This window comes from Aurantiacibacter sediminis (assembly GCF_016019885.1).
Taxonomy (GTDB): domain Bacteria; phylum Pseudomonadota; class Alphaproteobacteria; order Sphingomonadales; family Sphingomonadaceae; genus Alteraurantiacibacter; species Alteraurantiacibacter sediminis.
The window spans coordinates 262,066-275,501 of record NZ_JAEANY010000004.1; the positions used below are offsets into that span (position 1 = coordinate 262,066).

Here is a 13,436-nt window from a genome sequence, read left to right on the forward strand (position 1 = left end):
CAGGAACAAAAATGCCAGCAGGATTTCACCCTCTCGAAATCGCCGAAGTCCGCCGGGAAATCCGTGATGCGGTCTCGTTGCGCTTTCAGGTCCCGGACGAACTGGCTGAAGCCTTCCGGTATACGCCAGGACAACACATAACCTTGCGCGCCACGATAGACGGAGAAGACGTCCGGCGTAACTATTCCATCTGCACTGCACCGCAAGACAAGGAACTGCGGGTTGCGATCAAGCGTGTTGCCGGCGGACAGTTTTCCACTTGGGCCAACACCGAACTGACTCCTGGCCAGATGCTGGATGTTATGGTGCCGCACGGCAGCTTTACGTGGCAATTCGATCCATCCGCATCACGGCAGTACGCAGCCTTTGCCGGCGGTTCCGGCATTACGCCGATATTGTCCTTGGTGAAGACGGCGCTCGCAACTGAGCCCGATAGCCGATTTGTCCTGCTATATGGCAACCGCAGTTCGGACAGTGTGATGTTCCTTGAGGAAATCGCAGAATTGAAGAATTATTTCATGGGGCGGTTCCAGTGCTTCCATTTCCTGGAGGATGAGGAAAGCAGCGTGGAACTTTTCAATGGACGATTAGATGCCGAGAAGATTGGCGAGATACTGAGTTCGATCGTCGAACCCGAGTCCATCGATGTGGCCTTCATTTGCGGTCCTGGCCCCATGATGGACGCGGCAGAATCCGGATTGCTCGGAGCCGGTGTACCGGAAGATAAGATTCTTATCGAACGATTCACGGTCGGCAAGATGAGCGCAGAGCAGCTCCAGGTTGCGCGTGAACTGGAGCAGTCGGCCGCAGGCAAGCCGGTTGTGCTAACCATCGACGGACGCAAACGCAAAATCACGTTCGATCCAAGCAAAGAGACCATTCTTGAGAACGCACGGGCAGCGGGTGTTCCAGCTCCCTATGCGTGCAAGGCCGGAGTTTGCGCGACCTGCCGTGCCAAGGTGCGCAAAGGCGAAGTGAAGATGCTGCAGAATTACGGATTGAGCCCGGAAGAGGTCGAACAAGGCTATGTTCTCACCTGCCAAGCCGTTCCGGTCAGCGACGAGGTCGAGCTCGATTTCGATGCATGAACAGACCGAACGACTATTACTCGAGCGGCATGCCGAGGGTGCGGTTTTATTGCTTCGCCTGAATATACCAGAGAAACTAAATGCTCTGGCAACTCCGTTCCTGCGTGAAATCGCCGACGTTCTGGTGGACGCCGAAGGCGACGAGGCCATCCGGGTTGTGGTCATCACCGGCAGCGAGAAAGTTTTTGCGGCGGGCGCGGATATCAACGAACTTTATAACAGCGATGGCACCGAACCGATCGACAGTCCACGGTTCAATGCTTGGCGCGACATACGGCGGTTTGCCAAACCACTTATAGCCGCCATCGAAGGTTGGTGCCTGGGGGCCGGCACAGAATTGCTGATGTGCGCCGACATCGCGATTGCCGGAGACAAGGCGCGCATTGGTCTTCCAGAAACAAACCTCGGTATCATCCCCGGTGCCGGAGGAACCGCGATCCTCCCTCGCCTGGTTGGACGGGCGCTGGCTTTGCAAATGGTTTTGACAGGGGAGCCGATAAGCCCGGTCGATGCGAAATCAGCGGGCCTCTTGGCACAAGTGGTTACCGCTGGGCAAGCACTGCCGACTGCACTGGATCTGGCATCCAGACTAAGCCAGCGAGCACCTCTCGCTTTGGTGGCAGCCAAGGCGAGCATTCGTGACGCGCAAGAACTACCTCTTGAACAGCACATGCGTGCCGAAAGGCAACGTTTCATCGACTTGCTTGCAACGGCTGACAAAAAGGAAGGCATCGATGCCTTTCGCGAGAAACGCGAAGCTGTCTGGCGAAACAGGTAGCGCCAGACTAGCTTGCGCCCGAACCTTCTCCCAGTGCCATCTCGACCATCATATCCAAGAGTGCCTCGGTCGCGACAGGGCCATCAGGCTTGTACCAGTTCATGGTCCAGTTCAGCATTCCGAATAGAAGCATAGTGCGCGCCCGCGCCAGAGCGGGTGTAGCACAACAGTCTGGCCTCGCTTCGAGTAGTAAACGCTGAACGCAGTCAACGATCTCGCGCTGGTGCGAGACGATCGTTGCCCGGCGCTCGGCCGGTAGATTATGAAGCTCGTTGAGCAGCACCTTTTGCGCATCAGCCGCACCGTGGTAATGCCCCATGAACGTGGTCAACAAGGCCTTCAACTTGTTCGATGCCGTACCCTCTATGCGCTCGCAAGCAGACGCCTCCTCGAACAGCATTTCAACATGCGAAGACATCACTTCGTAGAGCAAATCCTCCTTGGAAGGGTAGTAGTGATACAAGAGCGATTTTGACATGTCGCAGCCCGACGCGATGTCCGCCACCGATGTGCCGTTGAAGCCGCGGCGAGCAAACAGCCGAGCAGCCTGTGCAATTATGGCGGCTCGCCGCTCGTCATAATCTGCTGCCCGGGGTCTTGCCATCGCAACCGCCTAACCGCACTCTTCGCGCAGGGCAACCGGCGCGACCGGCGGAGCCGTCGCTAAATCGTCCACGTCACTTAAAAGGAAATGCTTGCTCGCCAAAGAAACCTGCGTGTCTCAATTTATCTGACGACGGACACTGAACGCATAAACAGCGGAACATGCCGCTGCCATGCCATTCCGCCCGGTCTCGGTGGCGGATCAGCGCCAATTCGCCCGATCGGTCGAGCGCGAAGGTGCTGCCGATTTGGCGCGTCCATCGGCCGGATAGCTTCATCGTCAACATGGCGCGACTAAATTAAGCCTGGTCGTCCAACGCAGGCGCGGACATTGGCGCATGCAACATCGCAGGCTCGCCGCATAAACATCAAACCTAGACGAGGCTCACAGTCCGCAGCGCTACGCCGCGAGTTGTACCGAATATTCTGACGAAGGACAGGGGTGCATAACGAGCCAGCAGACCAAGGTACCGAAAAAGTGAAAGATCCGGACATTCATGACTAAGTAAGTGGTGCTAACGTTCGGCGCCCTATTGCTCATCCTCGTGATCGTTTCTCAGGTTGCAATACTCCTGTTACAGGAGATCGATTTTTTCAAAGACGATGTTGAGAAACTTGAGGAGCAAGCCGCATCCAGAGTATTGGAGAGACCAATCATTTTTTATGGCAGCTCGACTGTGGCTTTCTGGCCAGATCTTGACGAAACGCTCGCGCCCATACCCATCTATAACCATGGCTTTGGTGGCGCGAATTCGGCGCAGGCCGATTTTCATGATGAGCGCCTGCTCTCACCCTACGACCCTTCTATGGTTGTGCTGTACATCGGGACCAACGACATTCACGGCTTCTCTTTCAACTCCGCAGATGGGTAGGAATTGGGTCATCGAACGGTATCATTCATTGAGTCTATCGCGGCACGGTATCCAGGTATGCCGATCATCTACATCGGTATTCTGCCCACACCTTTGCGATGGCATGTACGGGATGAAGCAGTTGATTCGAACACGATAGTGAGCCGCTTCGCGGAAGAGCAAGGCACCGTCACCTATGTCGACCTGAGCGAATGGGTGCTCAATAACGGAAGCCCAGACCGAAGCCTCTTCAGGTCGGACCTGCAACATCTAAACGCCGCGGGTTACGAAGCGATCACACCGCCACTGAAATCTTTCATTCTAAATATTTTTTAATGATCAAACCGATAGGAGTTCTGACGACTACTGCAAATAGACTGCAGTTTTTCAGGATTTTCCATCACTCAATAAGTGGCACTGGTCCGTTTTGGACGATAGCTGCTGATCCGAAAAATCCGTAGCAACTTATCAGGACCGACATACCAGCGCCACTGGGTGTAGCCCTTCATCTAACTGATGCGATTCCACCAGAGCCACACAGTTTCATACCCGATGTCAATCCTGCGCTCGAATAGAAGATCTTCAACGTTCCGCAGCGACGGCGGATACCGCACGTACAGCATCATGACCATAGGGACGACTTCGGGTGCCAAGTGAGATCAGGCGAACGGATCCTTCGGCTTGCTCAACCAGTCCAGCTAGCAATGAGACCGTCAGGCTGCGAACCTTGTGACGGTGCCGGGCATGGTCATACCTTTGACTGTGCGGAGAATGATGCGAGATTCAGGGCGGTGTAAGCTTTTGCCATCTGGCAAGCTTAAAACATTTGTTGGCTGTTAAAGGTAAGCTGGCGCACATGATCGCGGTAAGGAAGGGTCTGTAGAATTTGGGAGCATTGTCATCAAACGATCCAGCGACTGGGACAAGGTCGTACGCACTGTATGCTCGTCCAATTGCACGGGCAATTGCGGCGTGAGCGCGTTCGTCAAGAATGCTGCATTCTCAAACTGGAGCCTACGCAATCCCCCGATCACAATTACGCGTGCATCTGCATGAATGGCATTGCGATCGTAACACGAAGAGGGCGTGCCAATGACCGGCTGCCGCATCCTCTGCGCCGTCTGGGCAAGCGAAGCGAAGGCAACTGGGACAAATCTCTTGGGACGAGGCCTGCCCCGTATTCAGGGTACGTTAGAAGCTATCGACGAAGCGGGACTGTTTGATAATGCGCCTACGAAGAAGCGCTGGAGCACGCCTTTTCTACTGCGCGATGGCAAGAATGACCTTCTGCGGGAGCGACTCATAGTGAACGGCAGCTCGGTCCATCCGATGATGTGCGACAGCGCTATCGGACAGCTGGCGAAAGCGAGCGAGGCGAAGGAGGCATTGCTGGCTGGCGAAGGCCCAGTCACGCGTAAAAAAGGTAATGAAGAAACTTACAGACCCTTAATGGAGAGGATGCGCCCCGGCATCTTCAGCATCCCGCAAGTTTCGCGGACCAAATATTTGGCAAGGCGTTATACCGAAGTGCAGCAATTGACCGTTTGCTATGCGCAGGATTCAATCAACGAGAGAGTCATGCGATTTCAATCATCTGGTAGAGATGGAGAAAGCCGTTAATGCCCGAAATATCCCTGCCAGATGACGCGCGCGCCAAAGCCGCCGCGCAAACTTCCGACAAGACGGGCAAACAGCTCGCTTTTGTGATCGACCTTAAGCGTTGTATCGGCTGCGACACTTGCGTCATCGCATGCAAGGTCGAGCATGTGATGGAAAACGGAAAATCGCGTTTGCAAGTTTATGATACCGATTCCGATCCGGTATTCGAACAACCGCGCGGCGTGTTCCCAAACTTGCAGCAATATTGGGTTCCTTCAATGTGCCATCATTGCGAGGACGCGCCTTGTGTCACTGTCTGCCCCACCACCGCGCTGTGGCATAATGACGAAAATGGGATGGTTGAGCTGACGAAAGATAAATGTGTCGGATGCCGCCGTTGCGAGGAAGTGTGCCCTTACAACGCGCTGTCCTTCTCCGACGATGTCGGCACGGCCAATAAATGCGATATGTGCAAGCACCGGCTAGAGGAGGGGCTGGTCCCATCGTGCCAGTTGGTCTGCCCGACCCGTGCGATTTATCACGGCGATATTCACGATCCCGATAGCAAGGTCGCGCAGATCCTCGCCACGCGCGAGACGAGAGTGCTGAACGAGCATACCGGCGCGAAACCGCAGATCTACTATACGGAACCTTGAGCATGGCTGGCGATCCAAAAGACAGCGCAAACCAGCGCGCCGTGATTATTGGCGGCGGTCAGGCAGCTTCACAGATGGTGGAGGAGGTGCGTCGGCACGGCTGGCAGGGCGAAGTCGTCTTGGTAAGTGAAGAGGCGGAATTGCCTTACTGCCGACCTCCCTTGTCGAAGAGCTTTCTGGTCAAGGATTATAACGAAGATTGGCTGCAATACCGCCCCGCAAGCTTTTACGAGAAACACAATGTCGCCCTGAAACTGGGTGTCAGCGTGGACGCTATAAATCGCGATGCACAATTGCTGGCGCTGTCCGATGGCAGCACATTAACCTACGACAGGTTGGCTATCGCGACCGGCGCAAGGGTTCGCAAACTCGACATTGCGGGCGCGGAGAATAGAGGCGTGTATTACATACGCACGCTGGACGACGTCCGCCAAATTCGCGAACACTTGGCCGAAGCGCGCAATGTCGTCGTGATCGGCGCCGGTTTCATAGGGCTGGAAAGCGCCGCTGCCTTGGTGGCCACTGGGCGTCAGGTGACGGTGTTATCGAGTGGTGAGCAAATCCTGCCGCGCGCTGTGCCTCTCCCAGTCGCCAGCTTTCTTGAACGTTATCATCAGCACAATGGCGTGAAGATCGAGCGAAATGTGACGACCTCTGAAATTCGCCGTGACGATCAGGCTGGACTCTGTGTTTGCACTGCTGATGGTCGGCATTTCGCCGCAGACTTGGTATTGGTTGGGATCGGTATCTTGCCGAATGAGGAGCTCGCCAGTCGAGCAGGCCTTGCCGTCGCAAACGGTATTGTGGTGGATGAGTACGGCGTCACAAGCGATCCCGCCATTGTTGCGGCAGGCGATTGCACCAATCATCCCAATCCGCTGATGGACGGGCATCGCTTGCGACTGGAAACTGTCCATAACGCCATCGAACAGTCCAAAACCGCAGCAGCCTCAATTGCCGGCAAACAGGTAATTTACGCGCAAACGCCGTGGGTTTGGTCCGATCAATATGATCTGCGCTTGCAAAGCGTGGGCGTGCCTGGTGAAAATTCCGAATTTATCGTTCGCGGCGATCCAGAAACTGGGCCAGAGGATGGGCAATTCGCCGTCTTCCATTTCGTTGGCGATCGCTTCACCGCCTACATGTGCATTAACCGTCCCGGCGAATTCGGCGCGGCGCGGCGCATGCTGGATAGCGGTGTGTCGCTTACACGCGAGCAAGCGGCAGACCCGTCCTATGTGCTCGACAACGTCGTGCCCCGCAAAGTGGTCATCGATTTTGACGAAGCGTGGCTTGAACGCAGCGAACGCAAGAAACAATTAGCCGCAACATCCTGGCCCTACAGTAAGGCTGAAACGGCAGGATAAGGCATCATAGCCCCTGTCTAGGTAATCGCAGAAATGTTCGAAAAGCGATGGAGGATGTCTGCGCCCTGACCAAATCCGACAAGTTCGATTTCAAGGATGTTGGGTAAAGTTACTTTGGGGCGAAAACGCCAACACCGACGACAGCCCCCCGATTACACCATCATTTTGACGCGTGAAACATTCGAATCAATGCCATTAGGTACGCTCGATCCGCAGCAGGAAATGATGCAAGGCGGTCTCACTATCGATGCAGCTTCAGCCTGCTGTGAAGCGTTTTCTCGAGGAGTGGGACGATCAACCAGATCCGCCAGTATATAAAAAAAAAGGCCAGCGCGAACCTTCCGTTCGCGCTGGCCTTTTTTATCTGCCGCTTCGATGGCGCAGATAGTTGTCGGCTATCACTTAAAAACTGTAGCCGAAGGACACACCGATTTCGCGCGGCCGTTGACCAAGCTGGGTTACAGCGACACCCAGCGCGTCTAGCGCATCGAGACCGCCGACGAGTACAGTCTCATCGGTTAGGTTGGTGCCATATACACTAAAAGACAGCCCGCTATCAGCTTGCGAGAGCATAATGCGAGCGCTGACCAAGGCGTAACCATCCTGATCTATATTTGGACTGTTACCGATATCGTTGAAATAGTCGGATCGGTAAGCCACATCACCCCGCACCAAGAGCTCCCAATCAGCCCCGATTGGCGTCACGTGCTGAGCGCCTGCGCTCACCGTCCAGTCGGAAATTGCCGGCAGGCTCGCATCCAGTGCAATCGGCACACCAGGGTCCAATCTCTCATACTGGGCATCCAGATAACCGACGGCAGCATTCAAGCTGAACCGCGGCGTGGGTTGCGCAAAAATTTCGACCTCAAAGCCTTTGATCGAAACCTCACCGGCGTTAACCACTTGCACATCGATCGAACCTGGAATTTCGCGAGTCAGCTGCAGATCGGTATAATCGTTGTAAAATACCGCCGAGTTCACCCGCAGCCGGTTGTCGGCGAGATCCAGCTTCAAACCAGCCTCGTAAGTCCAGACGTTCTCGGGCCCGAAGGAATTGAAGCTGGCGGCGCTACGGGCTCGCGCGTTGAATCCCCCGCTTTTGAAGCCCCGACTGGCCGATACGTATCCAAGGACGTTGTCGTTGAACTGATAGTCTAGCGCAATCGTTGGAGAGAAAGAACTGAACGTATCTCCGAAAGGCGTGTTCGGCGGCAGGATATCGCGTCCGCTAGCCGGGAAGCTGAGGCTGTTCACCACTCCGCCCTTTTCTTCCCACGTCTGCCTCACACCCGCTGTAACGCTCAGAGCATCGGTCAGTGCAAACGTCGTATGGGCGAACAAAGCATAGCTATCCGTGTTATACGTCGTCACATTGGTAGTGCTGTTGTCGAACGCCAAGTTTAATGGGTTTCCTGCCCCACCCGCGCATGGGAAAAGGGGCGGTTGGGGCGCGGGCGGCGGCGCAGGTGGGCACATCACCGGACCCAACGGAATGATCGGGCCCGGCAAAGCTTCAAATGCCTGATACAGGCCATCCAATGCAGCGCCAACATTTGCTTCGAAAGCGGTTTCGTTGAGATAATACGCGCCAACCAACCATGTAAGACGGTCATCGAACGCTTCGCCGCTGAAGGTTATCTCCTGACTGAATTGCTCTTGCTCGGTGCTGACATTAGTTGAGAAGAAGCTGGACGGAGTGCCATCCGCGTCAGAGAAGATGAAGCTGTCGAGCTCGCGGTAGGCCGTGATGGATTTAAGCTCCACCGCGCCCAGTTCGACAGTGATAGTAGCGCGAACGCCGAAGCTGTCGATATTTGCTTCGTTTGTCCCATTAGTGGCGAAACTGTCGAACCGTTCGGCTTGCGGGAATGTCGCATCCAACGGAAATCCGGTGGGGCCGGCCACAAATGCGTTGTACAGTTGAAGCAAGGGCGCGTTGGGATTGAACTGGCTGCCAACCGGAGTTGGCGTATCGCGCAGCCGCGAATAGTCACCGCCAACATCGATGCTGAACGTATCACTCACTTCGAACAGCAACGCACCGCGAACGACAATATCGTCACGCGCGCCCGCTTCACCTACCTGCTCGCCAGTAGCAACATTGAAGATGTCACCATAACCATCAGAATTGGTATATGTTGCGGAAAGTTTTGCAGCGACTTGGTCTGACAGTGGCCCGCTAACATATCCGCTCGCACGGTAGGTGTCGAAACTGCCGTAGCTAAACTCGAAATCGCCCTCGGGAGTAAAACTAGGCTGCCTGGTGACCACATTGATCGCGCCACCAATGGTGTTCTTCCCAAACAGAGTGCCTTGAGGTCCGCGCAGCACCTCTAGCCGGTCGACATCGCCTAGATCGAGCACACTTCCTGGCGAACGCGCCAGATAAACCCCGTCGACATATAAGCCCACGCCGGGATCGGTGCTGAAAATAAAGTCAGTCTGTCCTATACCGCGGATAAAGAACGATGCCGCGCTGGGGCTGGAGGATCGACCAGCGCCATTGATAATCCGCGCATTGGGAACGAAGGCGTCGATGCCCGTTAGAACTTCAACCGATCTGGTATTGAGATCATCTCCGCCAAGCGCAGTAATGGCGATCGGCGTTTCCTGCAGGTCCTGTTCACGCCTCTGCGCCGTGACGATAATTGTCCCGACGCCGACTTCCTGCGTGGGCGCAGCCGTCTCGTCAGTATCCGGTCCCGCAGGATCGTCTTGTGCATGAGCCGTAGTCGATGCGAGCGCGGCGGCCACAGGCAACGCTGCGGTCGTCAATAACGCACGCGTCAAACGTGCTTTGCAAGTGTAGGCCACTGTTCTCTCCCATAACGCGCCTTAATCTGGCGCTTGGTAGCTCGTTACCAACGACGCCGATTTAAGATTTGCTTAGAGCGGCCCGTTAGTGTTCTTATTGCGCCATAAGAACGGGTACGGATCAGAGCGGCGCGTAAAGTCTGATAGAACGTACTGCTCACGGATAGCTACATAATGGAGAGGTTGCTTTGACGCGTAACGTATTAGTCGGGCTTGGTCTCGCTCTAGCAATCACAGGCGCGGCACCAAGCGCAGGGCACGACCCGACCGAAGCTGATGCGGGTGTGCGCGTGGTTGTCACCGGGGAGAACAGCGAAGGCCGGTCAATCGCGTTACACGATGAATACGCTCAGCCCGTCGCGGGTTTGCCTGGCGTGATGAGCGCAACAGTGATGGGCGCAACCTCACCGCTCCGATGTTTTTTGCCTGTCACCAGCGCGAATGACTGCTTGGCCACCGAGATGGTGACAGAACTCGCGCCTGGTGAGACGTTGTTTGCGAAGATCGAATTTTGGCCGAGCGACCCTGAAGCGATGCAGCGCGCGGTAGAATCGATGCCGGAACTGGCCGGTGTAATGACCGGGGATCACCCAGATAGTCATCCGCTGATGCACAAAACCCCGACAATCGATTATGGTTACATCGCAGAAGGTGAGTTGGTGCTTATCCTTGACGATGAGGAAATCACGCTGCGCCAAGGTGATATGATGGTGCAGGGCGGCGCTAATCACACTTGGGAAAACCGCACTGACACCAAAGCGGTCCTGGTCGGAGTATTGGTCGGTGTGGCCAACGAGCCAATCGATGGTGAACCTGCAGCGGCTGAACAGTAGGCGCTCGCCGTTGAATTATCAGAAATTGATGGCCTGAATTTTTTCGCCTTTCGCGAAACTGCTTCCGGCTGGCGCGCGAAGGAGCAGATCGGCATCGACGAGCGCTCGCTGCGCGGCGCTATCCTGACTGCTGATTATATCGACGCGTCGATCATGCGCCAGCTTTGCGCGGTGGAAAACATCGCGTTCGCCGGAGGAAGACAGGTCGTGGTTTAGTTCGCACTCTATCGAATCAAGCGCCTCTTGCGGGTCAGATCCGCCCAATCCGAGCAACAGCGGCGCGAGCAATAATCGCGCCGTGACCATCGCAGAAACCGGATTACCAGGCAGACCGATGACCAGCGCATTACCTACGCGGCCGAACCAAACGGGCTTGCCTGGTTTCATTGCAACTTTGGAGAAGAATAGCTCTAAGCCGTGCGGCTCGAACATCATTTTGGCAAAATCGCGCTCGCCCACCGACGCGCCTCCTGTCACAACGACGACATCAGCGGTGTTTGAAGCTTTGCCCGCCGCGCGCTCCATCTGCGGCAAATCATCGCGCAGGCTGCAACGCGATACAATTGAAGCGCCGTAATGCTCCGCCAGAGCAGCGACACCGAAGGAGACACTGTCAGGAATAGTGTCGGGGGTGGTACTTGCCGTTCCTGGCTCGGTCAGTTCGTCACCTGTTGCAAGCACTGCCAAACGCGGCCTGCGCCAGCACGAGAACTGGCTTACATCACCACCAGCCGCCGCTACTACGGCGCGGTGATCCAATCGAATATTCGCCCTGAGCAGGGTATCACCGCGTCGAAAATCGAACCCTTGCTTACGAATGTTGCGGCTGCCCGGAGAGAACTCCGAGACAATCGCGAAGTCGCCATCCGTCTCGACATTCTCCTGCATCACAACCCGATCCGCGCCAGCGGGGACGAACCCACCGGTAAATATCCGCCGACAGGAACCAACTTTCAGCGGTGTCTCGTTCGACGCGCCAGGAAACACTTTCCCGTCGACCAGCAACCGCGCGGGCAGCGTGGCCAGATCCGCATCGGCCACTGCATAACCATCCATTGCCGACACATCAGCCGGCGGATATTCGACTGCTGCAGTCACGGATTGAGCGAGCACCCGTCCATGCACGTGTGCTAGGTCGACCATTTCGGCTGATAAAGGCCGCGCGCGGCTGAGAATAATGTCGCATGCCTCTTCGAAACCGATCATTGCGCGTCATCCTGCATCTGACGCGCCCGTTCCAACGCTCCTAATTCGTTCACATTCAGAAACGGATCGCGGTGCCCGACGGCCCACTGAACTGCGACCCCGCCGAGTTTTGCACTCAGCCGTTGCAGCGAGCGATGCCCAGCTTGCAGGTAGGATGGAAGCACTTCGCGCAGCGCAGCCACCGACCACAACGAGCAGTCGTAATGACTGTCACTACCACTCCTGGCGATTGCGCAGCTTGCAGCAGATTGAGCTTCAAGCGCCGCTGCCAGTCGATCCGGCAAATCAATCGGTAAGAAAGGCATGTCGCATGGAAGCAGCAAAAGCCGCGTCTTGCTGCAAGCGATTGCCTCATCCAGCCCAGCCGCCAACCCTGCCAGTGGGCCATCCACATCGCGGCGGTCATCGACAGTCCGACAATCGGGTGTCCCATCATCGCGCTCGCGTCGGACAGCGACCACTGGATCGTGCGACCACCGCCTCGCTAGGGAAACGACATGGTTCAGCAATGTGCCACTGCCCCATTTGCGCGAGGGCTTGACACCACCCATCCGCGACGCCGCGCCACCCGCCAGAATGAGCACGAAGGGCGCTTCGCTCATCCGCCAGTCACGCTCATATGCCGCGCGACTGCGGGCCTAGCGGCATGAATATCGAATTCGTGACGAAGCGGCTTTCCCGCGAGCAAGCGGTCGAGTAGCGCGGACGTATGTTCGGGCCCGCCCTCGCGCATGGCATCACGCAATTCAACTCGCTGATCATGGCCGAGACAACCGAACACCGTGCCCGTTGCCGCCACCCGTATGCGATTGCACCCAGCGCAGAAATTTTTCGACATCGGGGTAATGAACCCGATCATTGTGCCATAATCCGGAACCGCCATATAGCGCGCCGGCCCGCCTGTGCGATGGCCGCTTTCCGTCAGGCCAAACCGCTGCACAAGGTCTCTGCGCACACCGTCCAGTGGGAGGTAATACTCTATGCGGTCTTCCGCTACCTCGCCCAGTGGCATGGTCTCGATTAGCGTCAGATCGCGACCGTTTGATGCGCACCATTGTAGCATGTCGCCTATCTCCTGATCGTTGATGCCGACAAGCCCTACCATGTTTATTTTTACCGCGATCCCGGCCGCCTCGGCCGCATCAATCCCGCGCAGCACCTGTGCCAGATCACCGCCACGTGTCAGATGACGGAATGTGTCCGGGTCGCGCGTGTCCATGCTTACATTGATGCGTTTGATGCCAGCGGCGGCCATCGGCATGGCGAACCGTTCCAACTGTGAGCCGTTGGTTGTCATGGTAAGCTCGGTAAGCTGGTCCGCGCCTGGCCCAATCATCATGCCAACCTGCTCGAATACCAGTTCGATATTTTTACGCACCAGCGGCTCACCCCCAGTAAGCCGGATCCGCTTGACCCCGCGGCTAACAAACATCGCGGCTAAATCAACAATCTCGTCCAGCGTGAGTAGATTTTTGCGCGGCAGGAATGTCATGTGCTCGGACATGCAATACCGGCAGCGGAAATCGCACCGGTCAGTCACAGACATGCGCACATAATTGATATGTCGCCCGAAGCCATCCACCATTGGCCTGCCCGAAGCAGGCGCCTGCAAGTAATCACGTTGTCGTGCCGGTTCAGAAT

15 protein-coding genes and 1 pseudogene are annotated in these 13,436 nt (G+C 56.2%); 10 read left to right on the forward strand and 6 right to left on the reverse strand.

Annotation, left to right across the window (positions count from 1 at the left end):
* Window positions 1-11: 11 nt before the first annotated feature.
* On the forward strand, window positions 12-1,088 hold the full coding sequence (paaE, locus tag I5L03_RS12745; RefSeq protein WP_197922373.1) for a 1,2-phenylacetyl-CoA epoxidase subunit PaaE: 1,077 nt from the start codon (window positions 12-14) through the stop codon (window positions 1,086-1,088).
* Entirely contained in the window at window positions 1,081-1,866 is a 786-nt protein-coding gene (locus I5L03_RS12750; protein WP_197922374.1) for an enoyl-CoA hydratase-related protein, read from the forward strand. Before paaE ends, I5L03_RS12750 begins: the two co-directional genes overlap by 8 nt.
* A gap of 7 nt (window positions 1,867-1,873) precedes the next feature.
* Here I5L03_RS12750 and I5L03_RS12755 read toward each other — a convergent pair whose 3' ends face one another.
* Entirely contained in the window at window positions 1,874-2,470 is a 597-nt protein-coding gene (locus I5L03_RS12755; RefSeq protein ID WP_197922375.1) for a TetR/AcrR family transcriptional regulator, read from the reverse strand.
* 532 nt (window positions 2,471-3,002) lie between these two features.
* Here I5L03_RS12755 and I5L03_RS12760 point away from each other — a divergent pair.
* Together I5L03_RS12760 and I5L03_RS12765 are read left to right on the forward strand one after the other, a co-directional pair.
* Window positions 3,003-3,341 carry an SGNH/GDSL hydrolase family protein gene (locus tag I5L03_RS12760; protein ID WP_197922376.1) on the forward strand — a complete coding sequence of 113 codons (339 nt, stop codon included), beginning with the start codon at window positions 3,003-3,005 and terminating at the stop codon, window positions 3,339-3,341.
* A 3-nt stretch (window positions 3,342-3,344) separates the two neighbouring features.
* Entirely contained in the window at window positions 3,345-3,656 is a 312-nt protein-coding gene (locus I5L03_RS12765) for a GDSL-type esterase/lipase family protein (RefSeq protein WP_325100206.1), read from the forward strand.
* A gap of 191 nt (window positions 3,657-3,847) precedes the next feature.
* Here the strand turns inward: I5L03_RS12765 and I5L03_RS13630 are convergent.
* Window positions 3,848-3,952: pseudogene (locus I5L03_RS13630) on the reverse strand (IS6 family transposase); the annotation flags it as partial.
* Between the two features lie 268 nt (window positions 3,953-4,220).
* Between I5L03_RS13630 and I5L03_RS13635 the strand changes: the two are divergent.
* The 5 genes from I5L03_RS13635 to I5L03_RS13640 all read left to right on the forward strand — a co-directional run bounded on the left by I5L03_RS13635 (window position 4,221) and on the right by I5L03_RS13640 (window position 7,260).
* On the forward strand, window positions 4,221-4,376 hold the full coding sequence (locus I5L03_RS13635; RefSeq protein ID WP_407647640.1) for a hypothetical protein: 156 nt from the start codon (window positions 4,221-4,223) through the stop codon (window positions 4,374-4,376).
* Between the two features lie 36 nt (window positions 4,377-4,412).
* Complete coding sequence (locus I5L03_RS12770) at window positions 4,413-4,940, forward strand: hypothetical protein (RefSeq protein ID WP_197922379.1); 528 nt, start codon at window positions 4,413-4,415, stop codon at window positions 4,938-4,940.
* Window positions 4,940-5,575: a 4Fe-4S dicluster domain-containing protein gene (locus I5L03_RS12775; RefSeq protein WP_197922381.1), complete on the forward strand. Its 636-nt coding sequence runs from the start codon at window positions 4,940-4,942 to the stop codon at window positions 5,573-5,575. The genes I5L03_RS12770 and I5L03_RS12775 overlap by 1 nt, the downstream gene beginning before the upstream one ends.
* 2 nt (window positions 5,576-5,577) lie before the next feature.
* Entirely contained in the window at window positions 5,578-6,942 is a 1,365-nt protein-coding gene (locus I5L03_RS12780) for an NAD(P)/FAD-dependent oxidoreductase (protein ID WP_197922383.1), read from the forward strand.
* 96 nt (window positions 6,943-7,038) lie between these two features.
* Window positions 7,039-7,260 (forward strand): SCP2 sterol-binding domain-containing protein, encoded by a 222-nt coding sequence (locus I5L03_RS13640; RefSeq protein WP_407647635.1) that lies wholly within the window; start codon window positions 7,039-7,041, stop codon window positions 7,258-7,260.
* Between the two features lie 84 nt (window positions 7,261-7,344).
* On the opposite strand, the gene I5L03_RS12790 is transcribed toward I5L03_RS13640, so the two are convergent.
* The gene (locus I5L03_RS12790; RefSeq protein ID WP_197922390.1) at window positions 7,345-9,696 is read right to left on the reverse strand and encodes a TonB-dependent receptor; all 2,352 of its coding nucleotides are present in this window, start codon (window positions 9,694-9,696) and stop codon (window positions 7,345-7,347) included.
* A gap of 521 nt (window positions 9,697-10,217) precedes the next feature.
* On the opposite strand from I5L03_RS12790, the gene I5L03_RS13500 reads away from it, so the two are divergent.
* The gene (locus I5L03_RS13500) at window positions 10,218-10,589 is read left to right on the forward strand and encodes a cupin domain-containing protein (protein ID WP_234035246.1); all 372 of its coding nucleotides are present in this window, start codon (window positions 10,218-10,220) and stop codon (window positions 10,587-10,589) included.
* A gap of 18 nt (window positions 10,590-10,607) precedes the next feature.
* Here the strand turns inward: I5L03_RS13500 and I5L03_RS12800 are convergent, their stop codons facing one another.
* From I5L03_RS12800 to moaA, 3 genes are read right to left on the reverse strand one after another with little or no spacing between them, the layout of a single operon-like run.
* Complete coding sequence (locus I5L03_RS12800) at window positions 10,608-11,795, reverse strand: molybdopterin molybdotransferase MoeA (protein ID WP_197922392.1); 1,188 nt, start codon at window positions 11,793-11,795, stop codon at window positions 10,608-10,610.
* Window positions 11,792-12,397 (reverse strand): molybdenum cofactor guanylyltransferase, encoded by a 606-nt coding sequence (gene mobA, locus I5L03_RS12805; RefSeq protein WP_197922394.1) that lies wholly within the window; start codon window positions 12,395-12,397, stop codon window positions 11,792-11,794. Before mobA ends, I5L03_RS12800 begins: the two co-directional genes overlap by 4 nt.
* Window positions 12,394-13,380: a GTP 3',8-cyclase MoaA gene (moaA, locus tag I5L03_RS12810; RefSeq protein WP_197922396.1), complete on the reverse strand. Its 987-nt coding sequence runs from the start codon at window positions 13,378-13,380 to the stop codon at window positions 12,394-12,396. Before moaA ends, mobA begins: the two co-directional genes overlap by 4 nt.
* Between the last annotated feature and the right edge of the window lie 56 nt (window positions 13,381-13,436).

Coding starts and splice junctions, on each gene's coding strand:
- I5L03_RS13640 (WP_407647635.1), top strand. CDS start 7,039: ATGTTGGGTAAAGTTACTTTGGGGCGAAAACGCCAACACCGACGACAG.
- I5L03_RS13500 (WP_234035246.1), top strand. CDS start 10,218: ATGGTGACAGAACTCGCGCCTGGTGAGACGTTGTTTGCGAAGATCGAA.
- I5L03_RS12755 (WP_197922375.1), bottom strand. CDS start 2,470: ATGGCAAGACCCCGGGCAGCAGATTATGACGAGCGGCGAGCCGCCATA.
- I5L03_RS12750 (WP_197922374.1), top strand. CDS start 1,081: ATGCATGAACAGACCGAACGACTATTACTCGAGCGGCATGCCGAGGGT.
- I5L03_RS12770 (WP_197922379.1), top strand. CDS start 4,413: ATGACCGGCTGCCGCATCCTCTGCGCCGTCTGGGCAAGCGAAGCGAAG.
- mobA (WP_197922394.1), bottom strand. CDS start 12,397: ATGAGCGAAGCGCCCTTCGTGCTCATTCTGGCGGGTGGCGCGGCGTCG.
- I5L03_RS12775 (WP_197922381.1), top strand. CDS start 4,940: ATGCCCGAAATATCCCTGCCAGATGACGCGCGCGCCAAAGCCGCCGCG.
- paaE (WP_197922373.1), top strand. CDS start 12: ATGCCAGCAGGATTTCACCCTCTCGAAATCGCCGAAGTCCGCCGGGAA.
- I5L03_RS12800 (WP_197922392.1), bottom strand. CDS start 11,795: ATGATCGGTTTCGAAGAGGCATGCGACATTATTCTCAGCCGCGCGCGG.
- I5L03_RS12780 (WP_197922383.1), top strand. CDS start 5,578: ATGGCTGGCGATCCAAAAGACAGCGCAAACCAGCGCGCCGTGATTATT.
- moaA (WP_197922396.1), bottom strand. CDS start 13,380: ATGGTGGATGGCTTCGGGCGACATATCAATTATGTGCGCATGTCTGTG.